24 protein-coding genes are annotated in these 25923 nt (G+C 75.5%); 11 read left to right on the forward strand and 13 right to left on the reverse strand.

Annotated elements, in window-relative coordinates; translation table 11 throughout:
* Positions 1–35: 35 nt before the first annotated feature.
* Complete coding sequence (gene ligD / locus Q0840_RS06030; protein WP_298457522.1) at positions 36–899, reverse strand: non-homologous end-joining DNA ligase; 864 nt, start codon at positions 897–899, stop codon at positions 36–38.
* Between the two features lie 35 nt (positions 900–934).
* Positions 935–1861, reverse strand: a complete 927-nt coding sequence (ligD, locus tag Q0840_RS06035) for a non-homologous end-joining DNA ligase (RefSeq protein WP_367183082.1) — start codon at positions 1859–1861, stop codon at positions 935–937.
* 84 nt (positions 1862–1945) lie between these two features.
* Between ligD (Q0840_RS06035) and Q0840_RS06040 the strand changes: the two genes are divergently transcribed.
* The 6 genes from Q0840_RS06040 (at position 1946) to Q0840_RS06065 (ending at position 7723) form a co-directional block, all read left to right on the forward strand.
* Entirely contained in the window at positions 1946–3232 is a 1287-nt protein-coding gene (locus Q0840_RS06040) for a Ku protein (RefSeq protein WP_298457526.1), read from the forward strand.
* Positions 3229–4269 carry a PHP domain-containing protein gene (locus Q0840_RS06045; RefSeq protein ID WP_298457528.1) on the forward strand — a complete coding sequence of 347 codons (1041 nt, stop codon included), beginning with the start codon at positions 3229–3231 and terminating at the stop codon, positions 4267–4269. Before Q0840_RS06040 ends, Q0840_RS06045 begins: the two co-directional genes overlap by 4 nt.
* Positions 4270–4315: 46 nt before the next feature.
* Complete coding sequence (locus tag Q0840_RS06050) at positions 4316–4516, forward strand: hypothetical protein (RefSeq protein ID WP_298457530.1); 201 nt, start codon at positions 4316–4318, stop codon at positions 4514–4516.
* A gap of 70 nt (positions 4517–4586) precedes the next feature.
* On the forward strand, positions 4587–5624 hold the full coding sequence (locus Q0840_RS06055) for an NAD-dependent epimerase/dehydratase family protein (RefSeq protein WP_298457532.1): 1038 nt from the start codon (positions 4587–4589) through the stop codon (positions 5622–5624).
* Between the two features lie 213 nt (positions 5625–5837).
* Positions 5838–6971 carry an ATP-binding cassette domain-containing protein gene (locus tag Q0840_RS06060; RefSeq protein WP_298457534.1) on the forward strand — a complete coding sequence of 378 codons (1134 nt, stop codon included), beginning with the start codon at positions 5838–5840 and terminating at the stop codon, positions 6969–6971.
* Entirely contained in the window at positions 6968–7723 is a 756-nt protein-coding gene (locus tag Q0840_RS06065) for an ABC transporter permease (RefSeq protein ID WP_298457537.1), read from the forward strand. The genes Q0840_RS06060 and Q0840_RS06065 overlap by 4 nt, the downstream gene beginning before the upstream one ends.
* 81 nt (positions 7724–7804) lie before the next feature.
* Here Q0840_RS06065 and Q0840_RS06070 read toward each other — a convergent pair whose 3' ends face one another.
* The 4 genes from Q0840_RS06070 to Q0840_RS06085 all read right to left on the reverse strand — a co-directional run bounded on the left by Q0840_RS06070 (position 7805) and on the right by Q0840_RS06085 (position 10507).
* Positions 7805–8920, reverse strand: coding sequence for an App1 family protein (locus Q0840_RS06070; protein WP_298457539.1), 1116 nt, complete (start codon positions 8918–8920; stop codon positions 7805–7807).
* Positions 8917–9258, reverse strand: a complete 342-nt coding sequence (locus Q0840_RS06075) for a cupin (protein ID WP_298457541.1) — start codon at positions 9256–9258, stop codon at positions 8917–8919. Before Q0840_RS06075 ends, Q0840_RS06070 begins: the two co-directional genes overlap by 4 nt.
* Positions 9259–9291: 33 nt before the next feature.
* Positions 9292–9750, reverse strand: a complete 459-nt coding sequence (locus tag Q0840_RS06080) for a hypothetical protein (RefSeq protein ID WP_298457544.1) — start codon at positions 9748–9750, stop codon at positions 9292–9294.
* Between the two features lie 124 nt (positions 9751–9874).
* Positions 9875–10507: a D-alanyl-D-alanine carboxypeptidase family protein gene (locus Q0840_RS06085; protein WP_298457546.1), complete on the reverse strand. Its 633-nt coding sequence runs from the start codon at positions 10505–10507 to the stop codon at positions 9875–9877.
* 102 nt (positions 10508–10609) lie between these two features.
* On the opposite strand from Q0840_RS06085, the gene Q0840_RS06090 reads away from it, so the two are divergent.
* The gene (locus tag Q0840_RS06090) at positions 10610–11665 is read left to right on the forward strand and encodes a low specificity L-threonine aldolase (protein ID WP_298457548.1); all 1056 of its coding nucleotides are present in this window, start codon (positions 10610–10612) and stop codon (positions 11663–11665) included.
* A gap of 92 nt (positions 11666–11757) precedes the next feature.
* The gene (locus tag Q0840_RS06095) at positions 11758–12174 is read left to right on the forward strand and encodes a hypothetical protein (protein WP_298457551.1); all 417 of its coding nucleotides are present in this window, start codon (positions 11758–11760) and stop codon (positions 12172–12174) included.
* A 7-nt stretch (positions 12175–12181) separates the two neighbouring features.
* On the opposite strand, the gene dinB is transcribed toward Q0840_RS06095, so the two are convergent.
* The 6 genes from dinB to Q0840_RS06125 form a co-directional block, all read right to left on the reverse strand.
* Positions 12182–13438, reverse strand: a complete 1257-nt coding sequence (gene dinB / locus Q0840_RS06100; protein ID WP_298457553.1) for a DNA polymerase IV — start codon at positions 13436–13438, stop codon at positions 12182–12184.
* Positions 13439–13557: 119 nt separating this feature from the next.
* On the reverse strand, positions 13558–14028 hold the full coding sequence (locus Q0840_RS06105; RefSeq protein WP_298457556.1) for a GatB/YqeY domain-containing protein: 471 nt from the start codon (positions 14026–14028) through the stop codon (positions 13558–13560).
* Positions 14029–14154: 126 nt separating this feature from the next.
* Positions 14155–18036: a S8 family serine peptidase gene (locus tag Q0840_RS06110; RefSeq protein WP_298457559.1), complete on the reverse strand. Its 3882-nt coding sequence runs from the start codon at positions 18034–18036 to the stop codon at positions 14155–14157.
* A gap of 193 nt (positions 18037–18229) precedes the next feature.
* Positions 18230–19648, reverse strand: coding sequence for an SDR family oxidoreductase (locus Q0840_RS06115; RefSeq protein ID WP_298457933.1), 1419 nt, complete (start codon positions 19646–19648; stop codon positions 18230–18232).
* A 128-nt stretch (positions 19649–19776) separates the two neighbouring features.
* On the reverse strand, positions 19777–21699 hold the full coding sequence (locus Q0840_RS06120) for a DEAD/DEAH box helicase (RefSeq protein ID WP_298457561.1): 1923 nt from the start codon (positions 21697–21699) through the stop codon (positions 19777–19779).
* Between the two features lie 243 nt (positions 21700–21942).
* A complete protein-coding gene (locus tag Q0840_RS06125) occupies positions 21943–22356 on the reverse strand; it encodes a CoA-binding protein (protein ID WP_298457563.1) in 414 nt (137 codons plus the stop codon).
* A 62-nt stretch (positions 22357–22418) separates the two neighbouring features.
* On the opposite strand from Q0840_RS06125, the gene Q0840_RS06130 reads away from it, so the two are divergent.
* Together Q0840_RS06130 and Q0840_RS06135 are read left to right on the forward strand one after the other, a co-directional pair.
* Positions 22419–23474, forward strand: a complete 1056-nt coding sequence (locus tag Q0840_RS06130) for a zinc-dependent alcohol dehydrogenase family protein (protein ID WP_298457564.1) — start codon at positions 22419–22421, stop codon at positions 23472–23474.
* A 4-nt stretch (positions 23475–23478) separates the two neighbouring features.
* Positions 23479–24918 (forward strand): RNB domain-containing ribonuclease, encoded by a 1440-nt coding sequence (locus tag Q0840_RS06135; RefSeq protein ID WP_298457567.1) that lies wholly within the window; start codon positions 23479–23481, stop codon positions 24916–24918.
* A gap of 109 nt (positions 24919–25027) precedes the next feature.
* Here Q0840_RS06135 and Q0840_RS06140 read toward each other — a convergent pair whose 3' ends face one another.
* The gene (locus Q0840_RS06140; RefSeq protein WP_298457570.1) at positions 25028–25201 is read right to left on the reverse strand and encodes a CsbD family protein; all 174 of its coding nucleotides are present in this window, start codon (positions 25199–25201) and stop codon (positions 25028–25030) included.
* Between the two features lie 115 nt (positions 25202–25316).
* On the opposite strand from Q0840_RS06140, the gene Q0840_RS06145 reads away from it, so the two are divergent.
* Positions 25317–25901 (forward strand): CDP-alcohol phosphatidyltransferase family protein, encoded by a 585-nt coding sequence (locus Q0840_RS06145; protein WP_298457573.1) that lies wholly within the window; start codon positions 25317–25319, stop codon positions 25899–25901.
* Positions 25902–25923: the final 22 nt, after the last annotated feature.

The raw sequence follows: 25923 nt of genomic DNA on the forward strand, positions 1-25923 counted from the left end.
CTCCCGCCGACCGGCCGCCGCGGGGCCGACCGACCTCAGGGACCGGCGAGCAGGTCCCCCTGCTCGCCGAGGCGCTCGACGACCTCCTCGGGGCCGAGCTGGCGCAGGTCCGGGTCGTCCAGCTCGTCCCACGTCCGGGGAGCGGCCACAGCCGGTCGCTCCCGGCCGCGCAGGGAGTACGGCGTGATCGTGGTCTTCGCCGGGTGGTTCTGGGACCAGTCCAGCAGGACCTTGCCGCCGCGCGCGTCCTTGCGCATGACGGCGACGACGTCGTCCGGGTGCTCCGCCGCGAGGCTCCGCGCCAGGCCGCGGGCGTACTCGCGGACCTCCATCGCGGTGCGCCGGCCGTCCAACGGGGCGTACAGCTGCAGGCCCGTGCTGCCGGACGTCACCGGGACCGAGCGCAGGCCGTCCTCGAGCAGCCGGGCGGCGACCAGGCGCGCGACACGGGCGCAGTCGACGATCCCGGCCGGGGGCCCGGGGTCGAGGTCGATGACCAGCCGGTCCGGGTTCCGGACCGCACCGCGCGGACCGACGGTCCACTGCGGCGTGTGCAGCTCGAGTGCGCCCTGGCTCGCCGCCCACACCAGCGCCGCGAGGTCGTCGAGGAACGGCAGGTCGAGCACCGTGGTCGAGTCACCCGTGCCCGGCGACGCGGGGAGGGTCTGCCGGCGCAGCCACGGCGGCGCCCCACGGGGGGCGTTCTTCTCGAAGAACCGCTCACCGGACACGCCCCCGGGGAAGCGGATCCGCGTCACCGGCCGGTCACGCAGCTGATCGAGGATCACCGGCGCGACCTGCATGTAGTAGTGCAGGACCTCGGCCTTGGTCGTGCCGGTCGCCGGGTAGACCACCCGGTCGAGGTGGCCGATGCGCAGCGTCCGGCCCCCGACCTCCATCGGCCGCGCCTCGTCGCCGTCACGTCCACCCGCCGTCACAGGCTCTCCCAGGGGTCGGCCGCGGTGTCGTCGCGCACGCCGCGGACCACCGGCTGACGCATCCGGCCGCTGCGCATGCGCGTGAGGTAGGTGATGTCGACCAGCACGGTGGGTGTGCACCAGTGCGCGCCGCGCGCGTCGACGGCTGGGACCGGCTCGTCGAACGGGCTCGTCGGCCGCTCGAGCGGCGCCAGCAGCGCAGCCACCCGCCCCGCGAGCGGGCCGCCGAGGCCGCTGCCGGCGCGCCCGAGGAACCGCAGCCGGCCGTCGGCGTCCGGCGCACCGAGCAGCAGCGACCCGATGCGGTCCCGAGCCGTCGTCTCGACCCGCCACCCGCCGACCAGGGCGGTGCGCGTGGTCCGGTGCGCCGCCTTCACCCAGTCCGGGGACCGGCGGCCCGGCTGGTACACCGACGACCGACGCTTGGCCAGCACCCCCTCGAGCCCGTGCTGCCGCGTGACCTCCCACAGCGCGTCGCCGTCGGGGTACACGGGCGACAGCTGCACGTGCTCGGGCAGGTCGAGCCGCTCGAGCGTGGCCCGGCGCTCGTCGAACGGTCGCCGGGTCAGGTCCACGCCGTAGAGCCGCAGCACGTCGAACACCAGCAGGGTGACCGGGGCCCGCGCGGCCAGTGCGCTCGCCCGGGCGGCGTCGCGCACGTGCATGCGCTCGGCGAGCGCCTCGAACGACGGGATGCCGCCGGACATCGCCACCACCTCGCCGTCCAGGACCGCGCCGCCCAGCGCCCCGAGCCCGGCGAGCTCCGGGTAGGCGACGGTGGCGTCTCGGCCGTTGCGGCTGAGCAGCCGCAGCCGCCCCGAGGTGGTGTCGGCGAGCAGCCGGACCCCGTCCCACTTGACCTCGTAGGCCCACTCCGCACCCCGAGGCAGGTCGGCCGGGGTGGCCGCTCGGGTAGCGAGCATGGGTTCCACGGGTCCATCCTGCCCAGTGAGACACCGGGCCGTCGCGACGAACGCCTCGGACCACCCGTGCGAGGAGGAGATGACGTGCGCGCGATCTGGAAGGGCGCGGTGGCCTTCGGCCTGGTCAACGTGCCGGTCAAGCTCTACGCCGCCACCGGGGAGCACGAGGTCCCGTTGCACCAGGTGCACCGCGAGGACGGCGGCCGGATCCGTTACAAGAAGGTGTGCAGCGTCGACGGCGAGCCGGTCGAGATGAGCGACATCGCCAAGGGGTACCAGACCGACGACGGCCGGCTCGTCGTCCTCGACGACGACGACATGGCACAGCTGCCGCTGACCACGGAGCGCGAGATCTCGGTGCTGGAGTTCGTCCCGGCCGAGCAGGTGGACCCGATCATGCTGTCCAAGACGTACTACCTCGAGCCCGACAAGACCGCCGCCAAGCCGTACGCGCTGCTGCGCGAGGCGCTGGCCACGACGGACCGGATGGCCGTCGTCAAGGTCGCGCTGCGGCAGCGGGAGTCGATGGCCGTGCTCCGGGTCCGCGACAACGTCATCTGCCTGCAGACCCTGCTCTGGCCGGACGAGGTCCGGGCGGCCGACTTCCCGATCCTCGACGCGGACGTCACCGTCCGGCCGCAGGAGCTCACCATGGCGTCGTCCCTGGTGGAGTCGCTCGCGGCCGACTTCGACCCGTCGGAGTTCCACGACTCCTACCGCGAGGCGCTCGAGTCGGTGATCGAGGCCAAGGTCTCCACCGGCTCGACGCAGTCCGTGCCCAGCCCCGCCGGCGCCGACGAGGCCGAGGGCGGCGGCGAGGTGATCGACCTGCTGTCCGCGCTCCAGCGCAGCGTCGAGAAGGCCCGCGGTGCCCGCGGCGGCCGGGGGGAGGACGCCGAGTCGGCGGACTCGGCCGGGTCGGGCCCCGCGGCGACCGCCGACGACGACGCGGCGGCGTCGACCACGGCGTCGTCGACGACGGCGGGCAAGGCCTCCACCTCGCGCGCCCGGTCGGGGACCAAGGCCACCGGCGCCCAGCCCGACGGCGCCGCCGCCGCGGCGAAGCCCGCGCGGGCTTCCAAGGGCCGGGCGAAGGCCGACGACGCCGACACGGCGGCGGCCGGCAGCACCACGACCGCCTCCACCAAGGCACGGACCACCACCACCACCACCACCACCAAGGCCGGACCCGCGAAGACCGGCACCTCCAAGGCCGGACCCACCAAGGCCGGCACCGCGAAGACCGGCACCACCGCCAAGACCAGCTCCGCGAAGACCGGCACCGCGACGAGCGCGCAGAAGGCCGCCGCCGAGAAGGCCGACTCCGAGAAGGCGGAGCCGAAGACGTCGTCGCGCCGTCGCGCGTCGTGAGCGACGCGTCGGCGCAGGACGACGCCGTCGCGACCCTGCGCCGGATCGCCTTCCTGCTGGAGCGGGCGCAGGCGACGTCCTACCGCAGCGGGGCCTTCCGCACGGCAGCGGCAGCCGTCGAGGCGACCGAACCCACCGAGCTCGCACGGCTCGTCGAGGACGACCGCGTCGCCGACCTGCCCGGCGTGGGTCGGCGCACCGCCGAGGTGGTGGTGCAGCGCTGGCGCGGGCAGGAGGTCGACTACCTCACCCGGCTCGAGGAGCAGTCCGCGGGCGGGTCCGGCGGCGACAGCCCCGGCGCCGCCCTGCGCTCCGCGCTGCGCGGCGACCTCCACTCGCACACCGACGCGAGCGACGGGGGCAGCCCGCTGCAGGAGATGGTGCTCGCGGCGCTGGAGATCGGCCACGAGTACCTGGTCGTCACCGACCACTCGCCCCGGCTCACCGTGGCCAACGGGCTCAGCCCGGCCCGGCTGCGCCGGCAGATCGATCAGATCCGCGCGCTGAACGAGGCGGTGGCGCCCTTCCGCGTGCTGACCGGCATCGAGGTGGACATCCTCGACGACGGGTCGCTGGACCAGGAGCCGGAGCTGCTCGCCCAGCTCGACGTCGTGGTCGGCTCGGTGCACTCCAAGCTGCGGATGGACTCGGCGGCGATGACGTCGCGCATGCTCACCGCCGTCGCGAACCCCCATCTGGACGTGCTCGGGCACTGCACCGGTCGTCGGCTGCTCGGCGGCCGTCCCCGGCCGCCGAGCGAGTTCGACCACGAGCGGGTCTTCGCCGCGAGCGCGGTGAACGGCGTGGCGGTCGAGATCAACAGCCGCCCGGACCGACGTGACCCGCCGCACGTGCTGCTCCAGGCCGCGATCGACGCCGGCTGCGTGTTCGCGGTCGACTCCGACGCCCACGCCCCCGGGCAGCTGGACTGGCAGATCACCGGCTGCGAGCGTGCCGCGGAGCACGACCTGCCGGCCGAGCGTGTGGTCAACACCTGGCCGGTCGACCGGCTGCTGGCGTGGGCCGCCGGCAGCTGACCGGGCTCGGGATGCGGTCGCCCCAGGTCAGTGGCACTTTTGGGGAATGACCGAGAACACCCAGAACCCGTCCGAGGTGCCCTACGACGCCCAGCAGGACTCCGACGCCGACCCCGACATGCTCAACCCTCGCGCCGAGGGCGCGCAGGACGGCGACGTCGAGGGCGACCCGGACGCGGACCCCGGCATGCTGAACCCGCGCGCGGGGGGCGCTGGGGACGCCCAGTCGGGTGCCGGCACCGAGTGAGGACCGCAGCCACGCGCCGCTGCGCCGGCCCGAGCCGTGACCGCCGCCCGGCGCGGACCGGGGTGGCCCGGTGAGGGTCGCGGTCGTCGGCGCGAGCGGGAACGCAGGGACGGCGCTGCTGCGCCGGCTCTCCGGCGACACGATCATCACCTCCGTGGTCGGCGTGGCCCGCCGGGTGCCGTCCGGTGAGGTCCCGCCGCCCTACGACGTCGCGCAGTGGGTCCGGTGCGACATCGGCCGGCCGGGGGAGGACGCCCCCGTCCTCGACCGCCTGGTCGAGGCCTTCGCCGGGGTGGACGCCGTCATCCACCTCGCCTGGCTGATCCAGCCCAACCACGACCGGGCCGCGCTGCGGCGCACCAACGTCGACGGCACCCGCCGGGTCATCGAGGCGGTCCGGCGCGCCGGGGTACCGCACCTGGTGGTGGCGTCCTCGGTCGGTGCCTACTCCCCGGCCACCGACGACCTGCCCCGGGACGAGGCGTGGCCGACCGAGGGCATCCGCAGCTCGGAGTACAGCGTCGACAAGGCCGCCGTCGAGCGGCTGCTCGACGAGGCCGAGGTCCTCCAGCCCGATCTCGTGGTGAGCCGGGTCCGCCCGTCGCTGATCTTCCAGAAGCACGCCGGGGCCGAGATCCAGCGCTACTTCCTGGGCCGGCTGTTCCCGGCCCGGATGCTCGGCGAGGAGCTCCCGACCCTGCCGTGGCCGGCGGGCCTGCGCCTGCAGGCGGTGCACGCCGACGACGTCGCCTCGGCGTACCGGGAGATCGTCGCCCGACGCAGGGGTGGGGCGTTCAACCTCGCCGGTGACGGCATCGTGCACGGCCAGGACGTCGCCGACATGCTCGCCGGGGGCCGCCTGCAGGAGGTCGCTCCGTCGGCGGTCCGGGCGGCGGTCGCCGCGGCGTGGCACGCCCGGCTGGTGCCGGTCAGCCCCGGCTGGCTGGACCTCGCGATGCAGGTGCCGGTGCTCAGCACGGCCCGTGCGCGGCATGCGCTGGGCTGGGCGCCGACCATCCCGGGGGCACGCGCGCTGCGCGAGATCGTCGACGGCATCGCCGTCGGCGGCGGCGGCGGCAGCCCCCCGTTGCGCCCGCGGGCACGCTGACCGACTCCGTCACGCCGTCGGCGCCACCGGCGCCGCCCGCCGACGCCGCCCCGCCGTCGGCGGCGGCGGCCGAGCACCGACGAGTTCTGCGTCCTGCGCCGGTCGTATGTGTGCCGGTTCCCGACGGACCGGGTCACCGCAGCGCGGTGGCCCGGTCCGCGCATGGGAGCCGGTGCCACGGCGATCGATCGGTGCACGACGGAGGGCGACAGGGTGATCCACGCACGAGGACTGGTGCAGACGTTCGACACCCGCCAGGGGCGGGTCAGAACCCAGGTCAGGGCGGTCGACGGCGTCGACCTCGACGTGGCCGAGGGCGAGGTGGTCGGGTTCCTCGGGCCGAACGGGGCCGGCAAGACCACCACGCTGCGGATGCTGACGACGCTGCTGCGGCCCACGGCCGGCAGCGCCACGGTGGCGGGCCACGACGTCGTCGCCGAGCCCGTCCAGGTCCGCCGCGCCATCGGCTACGTGTCGCAGGCCGGGGGCGCGTTCAGCGGCGCGCGCGCCGGTGACGAGGTCGTCGACCACGGCATGCTGTACGGGCTGCCGCGCGACGTGGTCGAGCAGCGCGGCAAGGCCCTGTTCGAGCGGATGGACCTGCCGGGGCTCTGGGCGCGGATGCCGCGCAGCATGTCCGGCGGGCAGAAGCGGCGGCTCGACATCGTGATGGGGCTCATCCACGAGCCGCAGCTGGTGTTCCTCGACGAGCCCACCACGGGTCTGGACCCGCAGGCCCGGGCGAACCTGTGGGAGCACATCCGGGACCTACGCGACCGGCTCGGCGTGACCGTGTTCCTCACGACGCACTACCTCGACGAGGCCGACGCGCTGTCGGACCGGATCGTCATCATCGACCACGGCCGGATCGTGGCGTCCGACACCGCCGACGCGCTCAAGGCGCAGGTCGCCGGTGACCTGGTGGACCTCGAGCTCGTCGACCGCGACCGGCTGGCCGACGCCGCCCAGCGCCTGGCGACCCTGGTCGACGGCCGGTCGGAGGTGGAGGTCGTCGACCACCACGTGCGCGCCCGGGTGCCGCGCGCCGGCCGGTCGGTGCCCGGGCTCATCCGCGACCTGGACCGGGTCGGCATCGGGCTGGAGTCCATCGAGGTGCGCCGTCCCACGCTGGACGACGTGTTCCTCAGCCTGACGGGCCGGTCGCTGCGCGACGCCGACGCCGCTGGTCCGCAGGAGGGCGGGCCGACCACCGCCCTCGACGAGGCCGCCGTCCCGGTCACCCCGGGCACCGCGACAGGGACGCCGACCGCGGGCCCCCCGCCCGGACCCACCGCGACCGGGTCCACCACGCCCGGACCCACCACGACCCAGGGAGCACTGCGATGACGTTCATGCGCGAGTCGTTCATCGTCTTCCGCCGCCAGCTGCGGATGAACCTGCGCAACCCGGCGTGGGTGATCATCGGGATGCTGCAGCCGGTGCTGTACCTGCTGCTGTTCGGGCCCCTGCTCGAGCCGCTCATCGACCAGTTCGGCGCGCAGAACGCCTACACGTTCTTCGTCCCCGGGATGCTCGTCCAGCTCGGGGTCTTCGGTGCCTTCTTCGCCGGGTTCAGCCTGATCGGGGAGTGGCGGGAGGGCGTCATCGAGGCGGAGCGGGTCACGCCGGCGAGTCGCACCGCGCTGCTGGTCGGGCGGCTGTACCGCGACCTGCTCCAGCTGCTCGTCCAGGCGGTCATCCTCGTCGCGCTGGGGTTCGCGCTGGGCATGGTGGCGTCCGCCGAGGGCATCCTGCTCGGGGTCCTGCTGACCCTGCTGCTCGGCGGGGCGTGCGCCGCGGCCTCGAACGCGCTCGCGCTGAGCACCAAGTCCGAGGACGTCATGGCCCCGGTCATCAACATGGTGATGATGCCGGTGCTGCTGCTGTCCGGGATCCTGCTGCCGATGACGATCGGACCGGCGTGGCTGGAGCGAGCCAGCGACTTCATGCCGATCCGGCACGTGGTCGACGGCGTGCGGGCGTCGTTCGTCGGCGACCTCGGCGGGTCTGCCGTGCTGTGGGGCGGGGTGTGGGCGCTCGTGCTGTTCGCGCTGGCCATCTGGTGGGGAACCGCGACGTTCCGCAAGGAGAACGCCTGAGCGTCCCGCCGCCCGGGCCTGCACAGCGGCCCGGTCAGCGGCCCGGTCAGCAGTCGGCTCAGCGGACCGCGCAGGGTCGGCTCAGCGGTCGGCGAGCACCGGGGTGAGCCGCGCACCCAGCGTGGCGCCGTCCCCGCCGCGCACGACCGGGACCCCGGTCTGCTCGGTGCGGCGCTGCGCCTCGCGGGCGTCCGGCAGCGGCTGCGGCACGCCCGCCGCGAGCGTGTGCTCCGTGGGGGTGAGCTCGCGGATCGCGACGGCGCGGACCCGGTCGGGATGGTGGCGGGCGACCCGGTCGTAGATCTCCGGGTCGTGCTGGCCGTCGTCCCCGACGAGCAGCCAGCGCACGTGGGGCAGCTCCCGCATGAGCCGCTCGAGCGAGCCGAGCTTGTGCTGGCGGCCGCTGCGGAACCAGCCCGTGTTGGTCGGGCCCCAGTCCGTGAGCAGCAGAGGCCCGGCGGGGTAGCCGTGCCGGGTCAGGAACCGCCCGAGCGTCGGGGCGACGTTCCAGGCACCGGTCGACAGGTACAGCACCGGCGCGTCCGGGTGGTCGGCGAGCACGTCGCGGTACAGGTCCGCCATGCCGGTGACGGGGCGCCGCGCGGTCTCGTCCAGGACGAACGTGTTCCAGGCGGCGATGAGCGGCCGCGGCATGGTCGTCACCATGACGGTGTCGTCGATGTCGCTGACCAGACCGGTGCGGACGTCGGGGGACACGATGAGCACCCGGGCGCTGACGCTGCCGCTGGGCACGACGAGCTCGATGGTGTGCCAGCCGGGCTCGAGGTCGGCGTCGACGATCGTGTCGACGTAGCCCCCGCGGTCGGAGGTGACCCGGTGCACGTGGGAGCCGGCGCGCACCTCGACCACGGCGCCGGGCACCTGCGCGGTGGCCAGGCTCCGCCACCCCCGGACGGTGCGTGTGGGCTCGTCCTGCGGAGCCTCCCCGCTCGGGACGCCGTCCAGCGCGCGGGCGGGTGACAGCACGGTGCGGGCCAGGACGCGGACCCACCCCGGGCCGCCGTAGCCGACGTAGGGCTCGACCCGGGTGCGCCAGCCGCGCGACCACAGCCAGCGCGCGATGGTCCGGTTGAACCGGTCCTCGAGGCGGGCGGCCCGGTGCGGCCGGCTGGAGGTGGGCGGGTCGGGGTCCGACGGGCGTGCCGGCGGCCCGGGCGGAGGCGTCCCGTCGGTCACCCCGGGGTCCCGTCCGGGATGCCGGTGACCGTGGTGAGCAGGAAGGCGGCATCCTCCAGGGCGTCCACGCCGTGCCGCTCGTGGGTGAGCTGGACGAGCTCGCCCTCGCGCACGACGACGTCCCCGCCGTCGTGCGCGGTGACCTTCACGCTGCCGCGCAGCACCTGGAGCGTGGCGGCCGGTGGGGCGTTGTGCTCGCTGAGCGACTGCCCGTCGGCCAGCGCGATCACGGTCTGGCGCAGCTGGTGGTCGTGCACGATGAGCTCGGCGCTGCGGCCCTTCCCCGCGGCGAGGGCGGCGGCCAGGTGGGTCTCGGCAAGGGTGGCGAGGTCGGGCACGGGTCCTCCGTCGGCGTCGGGTGTGCTGCCAGGCTAGTCAGCCGGGCGCGCCTCGGCAGGGCGGGCGTCAGCCGGCTCGGTCGGGACGGTCGGGACGGTCCCCAGCAGGGCGAGCAGGTCACCGGCCGCGCCGGCCAGCCGCCGCCGGGCGCCGTCGTCGACGGCGGTCAGTGCCCACCGCGCGGCGGGCGTGTCGCCGGCGAGCAGGGCGTCCAGCGCCCGCGCGCCGGGGGAGCGGCCGCCGGTCCGGGTCAGCGGCATGCCCGGGTGCGCGACGGCGAGCAGCGCCTCGTACTTCACCTCGGCGCGGTGCAGGCGCAGGTGCTCGTCGAGCGACCAGCCGGGGCCGTTGGTCAGCGTGATGCCGCAGGCGCAGTCGAGCTGGTTGACGTCACCGGGCAGGGTGCGCACGACGCCCACCGTGTGGTGCTCGGCGCGCACCTGGCCACCGACCCGGCGGATCCCCGCGCTGACCGGTTCGACGCTGTCCACCGTCTGCCCCCCTCACCCTCGCCGGCCCGTGTGCGGCGACCATCCTGCCGCACCCGGGCGCGGCAGCGGGCCGCCGTCCCGCGCCGCCCGTCTCGGGCCGCCGGGATCGCGCCGCCGCCGGCGACTACGACCCGGGTGGGTAGTACGTCCAGTGCCACGACTCGCGCGGGACGTCCTCGCGGAACCCGTACCGGGACGCGTTGTCGCGCATCCAGGCCAGCGCGTTGCCGTCCAGCCGCAGGTCGAGGCTGCGACCCCAACCGTGGTCGGACGTACCCGGGACCGCGGCCAGACCGCCGTTCTTGTACAGGCCCTTGCGCTCGGCGAGGTCCACCTGCGACTCGTAGGTCCGGTAGGAGTCGGTGATGCCGATGGTCACGCCGTCGCGCTTGGCCGCCGCGCTGAGCGCCTCGTACTGCCGCGCCGCGGGGGACCACAGCCGGTGGCCGGTGCCGGCGATCTCGCTGAGCGCCTCGCGCGGGATCGTGCCGTTGCCGTAGGCGGCCAGGTCGGTCGGCACCCCCGTGGCCGTCAAGGTCCCCGAGCCCGACGTCGCCCCGGCGGACGTGCGACCGACCTCCGTGGCGAGCGCCGTCGCGAAGGTGCTCGCGGTGGACGAGGTGCCACCCGGCCCCGTCGTGGACGTGAGCGACCTCGCGGACGACGCCGCGGTGGCAGCGACGGGCGCCGGTCCGAACGCGGCGATGGTGCCGCGGATCTCGGCGATGCGGTTGGTGATCGCGGCGATGCCGTCCACTGCTGTCCTGTTCGTCCGGGTACCGGTACCCCAGCCCCATCGGCCGGACGGTGCGCCCGTTGAGCGGATCGGGCACGGCCCCCCGTACGGGACAATGAGCACGTGACGACGCTCCACGACCCCGAGGTCCGCGGTTTCGCCTCGGACAACTACGCCGGTGTCCACCCCGAGGTCCTCGCCGCCGTCGCCGCAGCGAACGGCGGCCACCAGACCTCCTACGGCGCGGACGCCTACACGCAGCGCCTGCAGGAGGTCGTGGCACGCGACCTGGGAGCCGACGCCCAGGTGTACCCCGTCTTCAACGGCACCGGCGCGAACGTGCTGTCGTTGCAGTCCATGCTGCCGCGCTGGGGTGCGGTCGTCTGTGCCGAGTCGGCCCACATCAACACCGACGAGAACGCCGCACCGGAGCGCGTCGGAGCGCTGAAGCTGCTCACCGTGCCCGCCCCGGACGGCAAGCTCACGCCGGAGCTGGTCGACCGTCAGGCCTGGGGGTTCGGCAACGAGCACCGCGCCCAGCCCGGGGTCGTCTCGCTCACCCAGTCCACCGAGCTCGGCACGGTGTACACCGTCGAGCAGATCCGCGCGGTCGCCGACCACGCCCACAGCCTCGGCCTGACCGTGCACATGGACGGTTCGCGGCTGTCCAACGCGGCGGCCGCGCTGGACGTGCCGCTGCGGACCCTGACCACCGACGCCGGCATCGACGTGCTGTCCCTCGGCGGGACGAAGAACGGCCTGCTCGGTGCGGAGGCCGTCGTCGTGCTGAACCCGGCCGCCTCCTCCGGCCTGAGCTACCTGCGCAAGATGGACATGCAGCTGTCGTCCAAGATGCGGTTCATCTCCGCCCAGCTGCTCGCCCTGTACGACGGTGACCTGTGGCTGCGGTCGGCCCGTCACGCCAACGCGATGGCGCGGCGGCTGCACGACGCGGTGCGCGAGATCCCGGGCATCACGCTGACCAACGTGCCGGAGGCGAACGCGGTGTTCGCGGTCCTGCCGCCCGGTGTCGCCGACCGGCTGCGCCGGCGGTTCCGGTTCTACGACTGGAACCCCGCGACCGGCGAGGTGCGGTGGATGTGCGCCTTCGACACCACGCAGAGCGATGTCGACGACTTCGCCGCCGCCATCCGGGCGGAGGCCACGCAGGTCGCCTGACCGGCGGAGCAGGACGACCGCGCCGGCGGCCGGCGGCGAGCCGGCGGGTCGCGCGGGGGCCGCAGGCGCGTGCGTGCGCGACAATCGTCGCCATGACGTGGGACGTGTATGCCCTGCGGGCGCCGCGGGGCGCCCGATCGGTCGAGGAGATCCCGGACGGCTACACCGGCCCGGCGATCGGCGACCCGGACGACGTGGTCGAGACCGTCCGCGGTGTGGCGCCGCACCTGGACACCAGCGACCCCCGCTGGCTGCGGCTCGTCGGCCCCGACCACGACATCGAGATCGCGCTGGGCAAGGGCGTGCGGGTCCACGACGTCACCTTCTACATCCGCGGCGGCGACGGTGCCGTCGCCGTCGTGCTGGACGTCAGCCGGGCGCTGCTGGTGACGCCGTTCGACACCGAGACCGGTGAGGTGCTCACCACCTCCTCGCAGCCACCTGCCGATGCGCCGCCACCCGAGGACGACGAGGACCGTCCCTGGTGGCGCCGGCTGCTGGGTCGCTGACGACGCCTCACAGGTCGTGCTCCGCGAGCTCGCGGAACTCGTCCGGGACGCCCGACCGGGCGCGCAGCACCGCCGCCCCGTAGCCGACGGCGTCGCCGCCGAACCGGCTCCGGATCCGGTCCATCGACCCGTCGACGGCGCGGCGCGCCGCACCGGTCGCCGACCCCGGACGCCAGGGTTCGTCGGGGCGGAGGTCGAGCTCGAGCTGGATCGCGCGCTGGTCGGCCAGGTTGGACACGGACACCGCGAGCAGCGTGATCTCCGAGCCCCGGGGAGCGTCGTCCACCGCCGACCACACCAGCCGCTCCGCCACCTCGGTCAGCGTGAGCGTGGTGGCCACCGGCTGGGCCAGCGTGCGCGAGCGGGTGACCGACTGCATGCCCACGAAGCGCACCCGGACGGTGATGGTGCGCCCGGCCAGCCCCTTGTCCCGCAGCCGGCGCGAGACGCGGTCGGCCAGGTGCGCCAGGACGGCCCGGACCGACGCCACGTCGGGACGGCGACGACCGAGGGCCGACTGCGCGCCGACAGACCGCGCGCGCTGGACGGTGTGCACCCGGCGCGGGTCCTCGTCGTGCGCCATCGCGCTCAGCTTGCGCCCGACGGCGTGACCCAGGATCCGCTCGACGGCCGACGACGGCGTCGCGGCCAGCTCACCGATCGTCCGGATCCCGCGGTCCGCCAGGCGCTGGGCGTTGACCGGGCCGACCCCCCAGACGAGGCCCACCGGCAGCGGGTCGAGGAAGTCGCGCTCCGATCCCGGCTCGACGACGACCAGCCCGTCCGGCTTGGCGACCTGGGACGCGATCTTGGCCAGGTGCTTGGTCCGCGCCGCCCCGACCGAGATGGGCAGACCCACCTGGGCCCGGACCCGCTCACGGATCATCGCCCCGATCGCGGCGGGCGGCCCGAACAGGTGCGTCGCCCCCGACACGTCCAGGAACGCCTCGTCGATCGAGATCCGTTGGACCACCGGCGTCACGTCGGCGAGGACGGCCATGACGTCGTCACCGAGCCGGCGGTACTCCCCGAAGTGGCCCCCCACGAAGACGAGCTCGGGGCACAGCCGGGCCGCACGCCAGCCGGGCATGCCGCCCTGCACCCCGTACGCCTTCGCCTCGTACGACGCCGCCAGCACGACGCCACCCGTGGGGCCACCCCCGACGGCGACCGGCCGGCCCCGCAGGGCGGGATCCAGCAGCTGCTCGACCGACGCGTAGAAGGCGTCCAGGTCGGCGTGCAGAATCGTGGCGCCGCTGTCCATGGACCCACGCTACTCGAACACGTGTTCGAGTGGGAGGGCCGACACGCGGCGGCGCCGGACGTCGGTGCACGGCGGCACGGCCCCGGCCCTGGCCCAGCGCCTGCGGACCGCCCCCCGTGTCAGCGGGCGGCGGCCCCGCCCAGCGCCTGGCGCACCCGCTGCGACAGGACCTTGCCGTCGACCCGACCCAGCTCGGAGGCGGCCGCCGTCGCGACCTTCATGACGGTCCCCATGTCCTTCATCGTGCTGGCCCCGGTGGACTCGATCGCGCCGGCGACGACGGCGTCGAGGTCCCGGTCGCTGACCACCGCGGGCAGGTACGTCTCGAGCAGGTCCGCCTCGGACGTCTCGGTCTGCGCTCGCTCGCCGGCGCCCGCGCCGGCGTAGATCTGGGCCGTGTCGCGGCGCTTCTTGACCTCCGCAGCCAGCACGGATCGGACCTCGTCGTCGGAGAGCTCGCGGGCCTCGGTGCCCGCCTTCTCGGCCGCGCGGACGGCGGCGATCGCCTGGCGCAGGGTGTTGGTCCGGAAGGCGTCACGCGCCTTCATGGAGGCGGTCAGGTCCGTGGTCAGTCGCTCCAGGGTCGTCATGGGGCAAGCCTGCCCCACCGCGGCCCTCGCCCGGTCGCCGACGGGCCCGGACCCGCGGCGCGCAGCTGACGGCGCGCACCCCGGGCGCCTCGGGTGCGAACCCGCGGAGTCCGCCCGTGGGGACCGTCAGCCCGCGCCCCGGATGTACCCGACGAGGTCGACCGCCACATCGGTGTCCGCACCGACGGAGGCCAGGTTGACGACCGCGCCCGGACCGAGGTCGACCACCACCATGTTCGGGATGGCCCGCCCGGCGATGTAGTTGACCGTCGAGATGGACGGTGCCGCCGCGCCGGCCGGCCCGGGGTAGACCCGCAGGTGCCCCGCGCCCGCGGGGGCGATCGCGGTCACGGTGAGGATCACCGCGGTGGCGTCGGGCGGGACGGAACCCCCGCGCGGGTCGAACGACGAGACCCGGCCCGCAGCGAGCCGACCGGTCAGGGCGCCCGCGCCGCTGCCCGGGCGGGTGTCGACCAGTCGTGCCGGTGCCACCCCCGTGAGGTCGGCGCCCGCACCCACATACCCGACGACGTCCAGGATCACCTGGACGGGGGCACCGCTGTCGGAGTACAGGTCGACCCGCCCGTCGGACGAGAGCGCCACCACCGTGCTGTTGGCCTTCTCCGCGCCGGGGACGTAGTTGATCACCGACGTGGCGGGCACCGGGCCGCCGTGGGCGAACATCCGCAGGTTGCCCGGACCGCCCGCCCCGGTCACCGTGACGTTCACGATCGCCGCGGTGGCCGTGGCCGGCACCCCGGCCCGACCGGAGAGCTGCACGGTCCGGACCGTCCGTGGGACCACCGGCGTGGTCTGCCGGGTGTCGAGCACCCGGCTGGGGGCACCCAGGACGACGCCCGAGCCCGCCGCGGTGTACCCGGTGACGTCGAGGACCAGGCGCACCGAGGACGCCCCGCGGCTGAGGTAGCACAGCCGGCCGCTGGCGGGCAGGGCGATGAACGTGGCGTTGGCGACGTCCCGGCCCGGCTCGTAGTTGACGGTCGAGGTGTCGGGTGCGGGTGTCGTGCCGTCGCCGCGCGTGTCGGGGTAGACGACGGCGTGGCCGGGGCCGCTCGGCGCGGCCGCGGTGACGTTCACGGCCAGCCCGGTCGCGGTCGCCGGGATGCCGTCGCGCCCGGTGACCTGCACGCACCGGGGTGCGGACGGGGCGACGCCGGCGGCGTCGTGCACCCGGACGGGGGCGAGCGTCACCAGGTCCGGCGCGGGTGCGGTGACCGCGGGGCTGGGACGCGACGCCGGACCGGTGCCGACGGCGTTGGTCGCCCGGACGGTGAAGGTGTACGCGATGCCGCCGTCCAGGCCGGGGACGGTGACGCTGGTCGCGCCGGACGTGGACGCGGTGGCGCCGCCCGGTGAGGCGACGACGGTGTAGCCGGTGACCGGACTGCCGTTGCCCGCGGCCGCGGTCCACTGCACCACGGTCCCGCCGTCGGCCGGCTGCCCCGACACCGCCGTGGGCGCTCCGGGCAGTCCGGCGGGGGTCACGGGACCGCCCGGCTGCGACGGGCTGCCGGTCCCGTACGCGTTCGTGGCCTCGACCGTGACGGTGTAGGGCGCCCCGTTGAGGAGACCGGGCAGGACGGCGGTCGTGGTCGACGTCGTCACCACCGCCGGCGCCGGGACGCCGGGGGAGGACGCCCGGACCCGGTACGCCGTGATGGGGCTGAAGTTGTCCGCCGGGGCGGCCCACGACACGACGGCGGAGCCGTCACCGCGGACGGCGGTCACCGACCCCGGCGCGCCCGGTGGGCCGGCCACCAGCACCGGCGCGGACGGCGTGGACTCCGGCCCGGCACCGGCCGCGGTGGTGGCCCGGACGGTGAACGTGTACGGGACGCCGGTCTGGAGGCCGTCGACCGTCGCGGAGGTCGCGTCCCCCGCGGTGACCACGGTGCGGCCTCCCGGCGACACGGTGACGCGCAGGCCGGTGACCGGGCTGCCGCCGTCGTCGGCCGGCGCCATCCACGACACCGTGGCGCCGAGCTCGCCCCGGGTGGCGACCACGGCCGTCGGCGCGCCGGGCAGCCGCGCCGGGGCGGCCTCCACCGTGACGTCCACCGCAGCGGCAGGCCCGGGCTGGCCCCACAGGTCCACCGCACGCACCGCGTAGGTCCGCGTCGTGCCGGCGGCCGGTGCGGGCACGACGGCGCCGCCGCTCCTCGCGGTCCGCACGACGCCACCTCCGACCAGCACCTCGTAGTCGGCGGTCTGGGCGAGCTGGTCCCAGGTGAGGAACACCTCGTCGCCGCGCAGAGTCCCGGTCAGGCCCGTGACGGCGCCCGGCGGCTGGGGCAGGCCCTCGCCGATCCGCAGCGGGTCGGACGGCGCGGACGTCCGGCCCAGGCCGTCCGTGCCCTGCAGCTGCCAGAAGGCCTCCCCGGGGGGCCAGGTCCCGATCCCGATGTCCACCGGCGACGGCTCGGCGGTGATCGACAGGCCGACCATCCCGAGGGCCACGCCGTTGCGCAGCAGCACGTACCGTTCCGCGGGCTGCCCCGCCACGCTCGCGACCAGGCGCAGCACCGACGAGTCGGTGCGCGTCGTGATGCTGCCGCTGTGCAGTGTGACGAGCCCCGGCGCGGGCTTGCCGACGTGCGCGAGCCGCGCCTGCGTCCGCGCGCCGTTGTCCGGCTGCACGTCCACGGCGACCTGCGTGCCGGCGGTGAGCCCGGTGACCGTCGCGCCGGTGCCCGAGACCTCGGCGCGGACCGTCCCGTCCACCCGCACGCGGTAGCTCGTCGCGCCGGGTTGCGCGTCCCAGCCGACGTCCACCCGGTCGGTGCCGCCGACGACCGTGACGCCGGGGCTGCGGTCCGCGGCGGCCAGCGCCGCGGGGATGTCCAGCCGCCCGGCGCCGTAGCCGCGGTCCCAGGTGCCGCTGCTGTCGGACGCGGCCTGGAGGGCGGCCTGGACGGCCTCGGGTGAGATGCCGGGGTGACTCGCCCGGACCAGCGCCACCGCACCGGCCACCGCGGGACCCGAGAAGCTCGTGCCGCTGCCCGTGCCGTACCCGCCGCCGGGCACCGGCAGCAGGACGCGGTCGCCGACGGTCGAGACGTCGACCTGCCAGCCGTGCACGGACCAGTCCGCGGACGTGCTCTCGCGGGTGAGCGCGCCGACGGCGATCACGCCGCTGTTGGCGGCCGGCCACATGACCGGGTTGCCGAGCAGGCCGTCGTTCCCGGCCGACGCCACGACCGAGACCCCGCGCCCGAGGGCGTACAGGATGGCGGCCGCGGTGACGCTGGAGTAGCCGCGGCCGGCCAGTGACATGTTGATCACGTCCGCGCCCTGATCGGCCGCGTACAGCACACCGCCGGCCACCGCCGCGGACGGGCAGCCGTCGGCGTCGTTGCACACCCGCACGGGCAACACGGTGGCCGCCGGGGCGATCCCGGCCCCGCCCGTGCCGTTGTCCGCCCGTGCGGCCACGATGCCGGCCACGCCGGTGCCGTGCGTCGGCTCGCCCGCACCGCCGATGAGGTCGCGCCCGGGCAGGAGCGCTCCCTGCAGGTCCGGGTGCGTGGCGTCGACCCCGCTGTCCAGGACCGCCACGATCTGGCCCTCGCCGCGGGTCACCTCCCACGCCTGCCGGGCGTGGGCGACGCCGACCGGGTCCTGTGCCGACCAGTACGGGTCCGGCGCACCGGCCCCGGCCGTCACCTGCTCCGACGGCCGGTCGGTCGGCTGGTCGGTCGGCTGGTCGGTCGGCTGGTCCGTCAGCTGGTACGTCACCTGCGCGTCCACGGCGACGACCTCGGGGTCTTCCGCGAGCTCCGCCTGCGTGGTCCCCGCCCGGCGCGAGGGCACGGTGACCGAGTCCACGACGTACTCGCCGTCGACCATCCGGAGCACGTCGAGGGTGGTCTGCGCCTCGGTCGCCGACGCGGGCGCCGCCGCGGCGATCGTGGTCGCGGCGACGAGCGCGGCCGCGACGGCGCGGGCCCCGCGGCGACGGCGGCGGGGCAGGCGGCGGAGGAGACTCATGCGAGCGCTATCGGCACGCCGCCCGGTCCACTGGAGCCCACCGCGCCGGTGTGACCCGTTCGGCCGTGCGGTGGCTCGCCGGCTCGCGGGTGGCGCTGCGGCTCGCCCGTGGCGGCCCGCGGCGTCGGTCACCGTGGCGCCCGCCGGCGTCGGTCAGCGGCCGGCCCGCCGGCTGCGGCTCACCGCAGGGCGGTCACCAGCCCGACGCCCGGTAGTCCTTGAGGAAGACGCCGTGCACGTCCTCGCCCGCCTCGCCGCGGACGATCGGGTCGTACACCCGCGCCGCGCCGTCGACCAGGTCGAGCGGGGCGTGGAAGCCCTCCTCGGCGAGGCGCACCTTCGTCGTGTGCGGGCGCTCGTCGGTGATCCAGCCCGTGTCGACGGCGGTCATGAGGATGCCGTCGCGCTTGAGCATCTCGCCGGCGCTGGTGCGGGTCAGCATGTTCAGCGCGGCCTTGGACATGTTGGTGTGGGGGTGCCCCGGGCCCTTGTAGCCGCGGGAGAACACGCCCTCCATCGCCGAGACGTTGACGATGTGGGTCCGCCGCGCGGGTGAGGCCTTCATCGCGGCCCGCAGCCGGCTGACCAGGATGAACGGTGCCGTCTGGTTGCACAGCTGCACCTCGAGCAGCTCGAGCGGGTCGACGTCGTCCACGGTCGCGACCCAGCTGTTGTGGTCGACGTCGTCCGGCACGAGGCCGCCGGCGTCGATCGACGTGCCGGCGACCAGCCGCCCGAGCGACGCCGCCTCGGCGGACAGCGCGAGGGTGGCGACGTCCGCCGCGCCGACGGCGTGGACCGTCTCCGCGAGCCGCGACACCGACCCGGCCAGCGCCCGGGGGTGGGCGTCCGAGGTGTGGCCCAGGACGGTGATCTCCGGCATCGGGCCGTCCGGCAACGGGACCGACTCGGCGGCGGCCAGCGGCCCGTAGGCGCCCGGCAGCCGTCGCACGGTCTGCGCGGCGTTGTTGATCAGCACGTCCAGCGGCCCGGCGGCCGCGACGCGGTCGGCGAGCGCGACGACCTGGGCCGGGTCGCGCAGGTCGATCCCGACGATCGACAGCCGGTCGATCCACTCGGCGGCGTCGGGCATCGCGGCGAACCGGCGGGCCGCGTCCCGCGGGAACCGCGTGGTGATGGTGGTGTGCGCGCCGTCGCGCAGCAGCCGCAGCGCGATGTACATGCCGATCTTCGCCCGGCCACCGGTGAGCAGCGCGCGCCGGCCGGTCAGGTCGGTGCGCGCGTCCCGCTTGGCCCGGTTCAGCGCCGCGCACCCGGGGCAGAGCTGGTGGTAGAACGCGTCCACGTCGCGGTACAGCGTCTTGCAGATGTAGCAGGGGCGGGCGCGCACCAGGGTCCCGGCCAGCGCACCGGCCGCCGACGAGACGAGCGGCAGGCCCTGCGTCTCGTCGTCGATCCGGCCGGGGCTGCCGGTCGCCGTGGCGGCCACCACCGCGGCGTCCGCGGCGCTCACCGCCGCCCGGCGCACCGTGCGGCGGTCCTTCTTGACCGCCTTGAACAGCGCCGCCGTCGCCCGTCGCGCGACGGCGTTGTCCGGGTGGTCGGCCGGCAGCGCGCCGAGCTCGTCGACCACCCGCAGGAAGGTCGCCATGTCCTGCGGCGCGACACGGATCGCGCCGGACGCGAGGTCGGCCTCGGTGGGCTCGTCGGAGAGCTCCCCGTCCGGGCTGCCGCCGGCCACCGTCACCAGGTCGATCGACACGGTGCTCCGACCCGCCGTCAGTACGCGGCGGGGCGGTGCGTGCGCGGCTTGCGCTCGGCGCCGCCGTGCTCGCGGTGGCCTGCGCCGTGCCCGGTGCCGTGGCCCGGACGCGACGACCCGTGCCCGCCCCGGGGGCCGGGGCCCTCGTCCAGCCGGATCCGCAGCGGGCGGCCCGCGACCCGTGCCCGCGCGATGCGGTCGACGGCGTCCGGGGTCAGCTCGGCGGCGATCTCGACCAGGCTGAAGCTGGGGAAGATGTCGATCTTGCCCAGGTCCTTGCCGGTCAGGCCTCCCTCGTTGGTCAGCGCGCCGACGATGGCGCCCGGCTGGGCCCCGTCCCGGTGGCCGACGGCGAGGCGGTACATCGTGCCGCCCTCGGTGCGGCGTGCGCCGCCCCGGGGACCGTTGCGGTTCTCGCGCGGGTCGCGGTCCGGCCGGTCGCCGGCCCGCTTGGCGCCGACGCGGGCCCGGTTCAGGGCGTCGTCCAGGTCGTCACCCTCGGACGGGCGGGCGTTCGGACCCTCGTCGCCGACGGCGAGCGCGGCGACGGCCGCGACCAGGCCCTCCAGGTCGAGGTCGGGCTGCTGGGCGAGCGTCACCGCCACGGCCTCGCGGTACAGCTCGAGACGACCCGCCTCGACCCGCGCCGGGACCTTGCCGAGCAGCCGCTGCACGCGGTGCGCGGATACGTCCGCGGGGGAGGGGATCCGGATCTCCTCGAGCGGGGTGCGGGTGGTCCGCTCGATCTGCCGCAGCCGGTGCTGCTCGGCGGGCGTGACGAAGGTCAGCGCCTCACCGGTGCGCCCGGCCCGCCCGGTGCGCCCGATCCGGTGCACGTACGTCTCCGGCTCGCTCGGCGCGTCGAAGTTGACCACCAGGCCGATCCGCTCGACGTCGAGCCCGCGGGCGGCGACGTCGGTGGCGACGAGCACATCCAGCGCACCGCTGCGCAGCCGCTCGACGATCTTCTCGCGCTCACCCTGGGCCACGTCGCCGCTGATGTACGCGGCGGAGATGCCGCGCTCGACCAGCGCGCTGCCGACCTCCTCGGCCGCACCGCGGGTCCGGACGAAGACGATGGCGGCGTCGGCGTCCGACACGGCCAGCACGCGGGCCAGCGCCCCGGCCTTGTGGCGGTACGGGACGGTGGCGTAGGTCTGCCGGACGCCGACCACCGTCGAGGACTGCCGGGAGGTGGCGACCTCGACGGGGTTGCGCAGGTGCTGGCTCGCGACCCGGCGGATGGCCGGCGGCATCGTCGCCGAGAACAGGGCGACCTGCCGCTCGGTGGGGGCCGCGCCGAAGATCTTCTCGACGTCCTCCGCGAAGCCCATCCGCAGCATCTCGTCGGCCTCGTCCAGCACGAGGAAGTTGATGTCGTCGAGCTTCAGCGTGCGGCGCTCGAGGTGGTCGATGACCCGCCCCGGCGTGCCCACGACGACCTGGGCGCCGCGCGCGAGGGCGCGCTGCTGCGGCAGGAACGGCGACCCGCCGTACACGGCGACGACCTCGACGCCGGGCAGGTGCTTGGCGAAGGTCTCGATGGCCTCGGCGACCTGCATGGCGAGCTCGCGGGTCGGGGTCAGGATGAGCGCCTGCACCTGGTGCACGTCGGGGTCGAGCGCGGCGAGCAGCGGCAGGCCGAACGCGGCGGTCTTGCCGGTGCCCGTCTGCGCGACGCCGGTGATGTCGCGGCCGGCGAGCAGCGCGGGGATCGCCTCGGCCTGGATGGCGGACGGCACGGTGAACCCCAGGTCGGCCACCGCGCGCTCCAGGGCGGGCGGCAGGGCCAGGTCGGCGAAGGTGATGCCGGGAGCCTCGGGGACCGGCGTCGCGGCCGGGTCGGTCGCGCCGTCCGCGGCGCGGTGGGTCGGCGCGTCGGTCGTCGGCGCCTCCACCGACTCGGTCGAGGGCATGTCGAGCTCAGGGGCAGCAGTCATGGAGGAGGATCCGTCCGTCGCGTGGAGCCGGTGTACGGGTGCCAGGGGGCGTACCGCAGGTCGCATCCCGAAGACAACGACGGTGACTCGATCACCGGCACAGACACACGAGGGATTCACGACAGGACTCCGAAGAGGTCCTCAGCCTACCGTCGAGCCCCTCGTCGGCGGTGGACCGCTGCGGGTGACGATGGGCACAGCCCCGGCCGGACCCGGCGGGGAATACGCCGCGGGCACCGGCCGTCAGTGGAGCCGGCGCGCCTCGATCACCGGACAGGTGTCCATCACGACATCGAGCCCGGCCGAGATCGCGCGCTCGGCGGCGGCGTGGTCGACCACCCCGAGCTGCAGCCACACGGCCCGCGCCCCGATCGCGATGGCGTCGTCGACGACGGCTCCCGCCCGGGTCGAGTTCACGAATACGTCGACGACGTCGACCGGCCCGGGGACGTCGGCCAGCCGCGCGAAGCCGGCGGCGCCGTGCACGGTCGGCGCGGACGGGTGCACGGGCACGATCGACATGCCCAGGTCGCGCTGGAGGACGGCGGCGACCCCGTGCGCGGCGCGTGCCCGGTTCGTCGACAGCCCCACCACGGCCCACCGGCCCGGCGTGCGGAGCAGGCGGCGGATGACCTCGGGGTCCTGGTGGTCGCGCATGCCCTCACCCAAGCACAGGCGTCGGGGCGCGCACCCGCGCTCACCTTCGTAGGGTGTGGCCCATGCGTGCCACCCTCCTCCACGGTGCCCACGACGTCCGCCTCGAGGACGTCCCGGACCCGGTCCTGCAGCTGCCCACCGACGCGATCGTCCGGGTCACCGCCGCGTGCGTGTGCGGGTCCGACCTGTGGGGGTACCGCGGCGTGCGACCGGTCAAGGAGCCGCGGCGGGTGGGGCACGAGCTGGTGGGCGTCGTCGAGGAGGTCGGCTCGCAGGTCACCTCCCTGCGACCGGGCGACTTCGTCATCGCCCCGTTCGCGCTCGGCGACGGCACCTGCGCGCACTGCCGCAACGGCATCTGGACGTCGTGCGTGCGCGGCGCCGCGTGGGGCGCCCCGGACAAGGACGGCTTGCTGGTCGACGGCGCCCAGGGTGAGTACGTGCGGACCCCGTTCGCCGACGCCAACCTCGTCGCCACCCCGGGCCTGCCGGACGACGCCCTCGTGCCGAGCCTGCTCACGCTCTCCGACGTCATGGGCACCGGCCACCACGCCGCGGTGTCCGCGCGGGTGGGCCCCGGCTCGACCGTCGTCGTCGTCGGTGACGGCGCGGTGGGGCTGTGCGCCGTGCTCGCGTCCCGGCGGCTCGGCGCGGCCCGCGTCATCGCGATGTCCCGGCACGCCGACCGCCAGGCCATCGCCCGGGAGTTCGGGGCGACCGACATCGTCGCCGAGCGCGGCGCCGAGGGGGCCGCCGTCGTACGGGACCTGCTCGACGGCGTCGGCGCGGACGCCGTCCTGGAGTGCGTCGGCACCCGCGAGTCCATGGAGCAGGCGCTCGACGTGACCCGGCCGGGCGGCTACGTCGGCTACGTCGGCGTCCCGGCCGGCGGGCCGGAGCTGCCGATCGGCACCATGTTCTCGGGCAACCTCAACGTTGCCGGCGGCGTGGCCCCGGTGCGGACCTACCTGCCCGAGCTGCTCGCGGAGGTCCTGGACGGCACGATCAACCCCGGCCGTGTGTTCGACCTGGAGGTCCCGCTCGGGCAGGTCGGCGAGGCCTACGCGGCGATGGACGAGCGGCGCGCCGTGAAGTCGCTGCTGCGTCCGCAGGCGTGAGCCGGTGACCCGGACGCGCTGGGTCCTCGCCGCACCGGACGACTCCGTGGCCGCCCGGCTCGTCGCGCTGCGCGCCGAGCTCGGCGTCCCCGAGACCTTCGAGGACCGGGTGCTCGCCGAGGCGGAGCAGGCCGCCGCCGGGCCGGACGACGCGCGCCTGGACGTCGGGGAGCGCGCGGACCTGCGCGAGCTCCCCTTCGTGACCGTCGACCCGCCCGGCTCGAGGGACCTGGACCAGGCGGTCCACCTCGAGCGCCGCGCCGCGGCCGGCTATCGCGTCCGCTACGCCATCGCCGACGTCGCCGCGTTCGTCCGGCCCGGCGGGGCGGTCGACGCCGAGGCGCACGCCCGCGCCGAGACGGTCTACTGCCCGGACCGTCGGGTCCCGCTGCACCCGCCGGTCCTGTCCGAGGGCGCGGCGTCGCTGCTGCCCGGCCAGGACCGGCCCGCGATCGTGTGGACGATCGACCTGGACGCGGACGGCGAGGTCGTGGCGGCCGACGTCGGCCGCGCCACCGTGCGCAGCACCGCCCAGCTCGACTACGCGAAGGTCCAGCGGGCCCTGGACGCCGCCGGGCCGGGCGACGCCGACTCGCTGCCCGTGCTGCTGGCCGAGGTGGGAACCGCACGGGCCGGGCTCGAGCGGGCCCGCGGCGGGGTGTCCCTGTCCCGCCCGGAGCAGAGCGTCGTGCCCACCGGCGGGGGCTACGCGCTGGAGTACCGGGCGTCCCTGCCGGTCGAGGGGCACAACGCCCAGATCTCGCTGCTCACCGGGACGGTCGCCGCCCGGATGATGCTGGACGCCGGCGTCGGGGTGCTGCGGACCATGCCGCCGGCCGACCCGGAGGCGGTCGCGCGGCTGCGACGGCAGGCCGGGGCGCTGGACGTCCCGTGGCCGGACGGTGAGACCTACGGCGAGGTGCTCGCCCGGCTGGACCCGTCGAGCCCGCAGACGGCGGCGTTCCACGTGGCCGCCGTCGGGCTGTTCCGGGGCGCGGCGTGGACGGCGTTCCGCGGCACGCCGCCCGAGGTGGTCGAGCACGCCGCGATCGGCGCCCCGTACGCGCACGTGACCGCACCGCTGCGCCGGCTGGTCGACCGGTACGGGCTCGAGATCTGCCTGGCGGCGTGCGCCGGCCGCGACGTCCCGGCCTGGGTGCTCGATGCCCTCGACACGCTGGGGGCGCAGATGGCCGCCGGGGCCCAGCGCGGGGGCGCGGTCGACCGCGCCTGCACCGACCTGGTCGAGGCAGCGGTCCTGGCCCCGCACGTGGGCGCCGTCATGGCGGGCACCGCCGTCTCGCCGGACACCGTGCAGCTGCGCGACCCCGCCGTCGTCGCCCGGTGCGAGGGCGACCCGCTCCCGACCGGGGAGCACGTGCGGGTCCGGCTCGTCACCGCCGACCTGGACACCCGCACGGTGCGGTTCACGCTCGCGTCCTGACGGCGGGCCCTCGCGGCGAGGGCCCGACGCCCGGCCGCGGCGACCCGTCGGCAGGGCTCCGGGGTGGCGCCTCGGCGTCGGACCGCCGGGCACCACCCCGCCCTCGCGCCTAGTGCTTGAAGGCGTCCTTGACCTTCTCGCCGGCCTGCTTGAGGTCGGACGACGCCTGGTCGCCCTTGCCCTCCGCCTCGAGCTGCTCGTCGCCCGTGCCCTTGCCGGCCGCCTCCTTCGACTTGCCGGTCAGGTCCTCGGTGGCGTTGCGCAGCTTGTCGTCCAGTCCCATGACGGTCTCCTCCGGTAGTGGTCCTGCGACGCTACGTCCGCGCGGGGGCCGGCGCCCGTCGTGGCGGCCCGGGGCCCTAGGATCGGCGGGTCGGGAGTGCAAGGGCGGGGGAGACGTGGGACGCGAGCAGGTGGTCAGCGGCCGCATCCTCACCGTCCCCAACGCCATCAGCGGGGTGCGCCTCGCGCTCGTGCCGGTGTTCGCCGTGCTGATCTTCCGTGGCCAGGACGTGTGGGCGCTGGGCGTGCTCGCGCTGTCCGGCGCCAGCGACTGGCTCGACGGATTCATCGCCCGGCGCTTCGATCAGGTCTCGCGCCTGGGCAAGGTCCTCGACCCGGCCGCCGACCGGCTCTTCATCCTGGTCACGCTGATCGCGCTGGTCTGGCGCGACGCCATCCCGCTGTGGCTGGTCCTCGCGCTGGTCAGCCGCGACGTCCTGCTCGCCTGCCTCATGCCGTTCCTGGCCCGCCAGCGGTACGGCCCCCTCCCGGTGCACTTCGCCGGCAAGGCCGCGACGTTCGCGCTGCTGTACGCCTTCCCGCTGCTGCTCCTGGCCGAGTGGACCGGCCCGGTGGGCACGACGGCGGCCGTGCTGGGCTGGGCGTTCGCGTGGTGGGGCCTGGGCCTGTACTGGCTGGCGGCGGTCCTGTACCTCGTGCAGGCACGTGCCCTGCTCGGTGCCGACCGGGTGACGGTGTGACCGGCCCGACCGATCGGCGCCC

This window comes from uncultured Cellulomonas sp., assembly GCF_947494015.1.
GTDB lineage: Bacteria > Actinomycetota > Actinomycetes > Actinomycetales > Cellulomonadaceae > Pengzhenrongella.

What these genes read in the sequence shown, in the direction of transcription:
- ligD (WP_367183082.1), bottom strand. Translation starts at nt 1,861, where the DNA reads ATGCTCGCTACCCGAGCGGCCACCCCGGCCGACCTGCCTCGGGGTGCG.
- Q0840_RS06095 (WP_298457551.1), top strand. Translation starts at nt 11,758, where the DNA reads ATGACGTGGGACGTGTATGCCCTGCGGGCGCCGCGGGGCGCCCGATCG.
- Q0840_RS06105 (WP_298457556.1), bottom strand. Translation starts at nt 14,028, where the DNA reads ATGACGACCCTGGAGCGACTGACCACGGACCTGACCGCCTCCATGAAG.
- Q0840_RS06110 (WP_298457559.1), bottom strand. Translation starts at nt 18,036, where the DNA reads ATGAGTCTCCTCCGCCGCCTGCCCCGCCGCCGTCGCCGCGGGGCCCGC.
- Q0840_RS06115 (WP_298457933.1), bottom strand. Translation starts at nt 19,648, where the DNA reads ATGGCGACCTTCCTGCGGGTGGTCGACGAGCTCGGCGCGCTGCCGGCC.
- dinB (WP_298457553.1), bottom strand. Translation starts at nt 13,438, where the DNA reads ATGGACAGCGGCGCCACGATTCTGCACGCCGACCTGGACGCCTTCTAC.
- Q0840_RS06120 (WP_298457561.1), bottom strand. Translation starts at nt 21,699, where the DNA reads ATGACTGCTGCCCCTGAGCTCGACATGCCCTCGACCGAGTCGGTGGAG.
- Q0840_RS06125 (WP_298457563.1), bottom strand. Translation starts at nt 22,356, where the DNA reads ATGCGCGACCACCAGGACCCCGAGGTCATCCGCCGCCTGCTCCGCACG.
- Q0840_RS06065 (WP_298457537.1), top strand. Translation starts at nt 6,968, where the DNA reads ATGACGTTCATGCGCGAGTCGTTCATCGTCTTCCGCCGCCAGCTGCGG.
- ligD (WP_298457522.1), bottom strand. Translation starts at nt 899, where the DNA reads ATGGAGGTCGGGGGCCGGACGCTGCGCATCGGCCACCTCGACCGGGTG.
- Q0840_RS06130 (WP_298457564.1), top strand. Translation starts at nt 22,419, where the DNA reads ATGCGTGCCACCCTCCTCCACGGTGCCCACGACGTCCGCCTCGAGGAC.
- Q0840_RS06140 (WP_298457570.1), bottom strand. Translation starts at nt 25,201, where the DNA reads ATGGGACTGGACGACAAGCTGCGCAACGCCACCGAGGACCTGACCGGC.
- Q0840_RS06050 (WP_298457530.1), top strand. Translation starts at nt 4,316, where the DNA reads ATGACCGAGAACACCCAGAACCCGTCCGAGGTGCCCTACGACGCCCAG.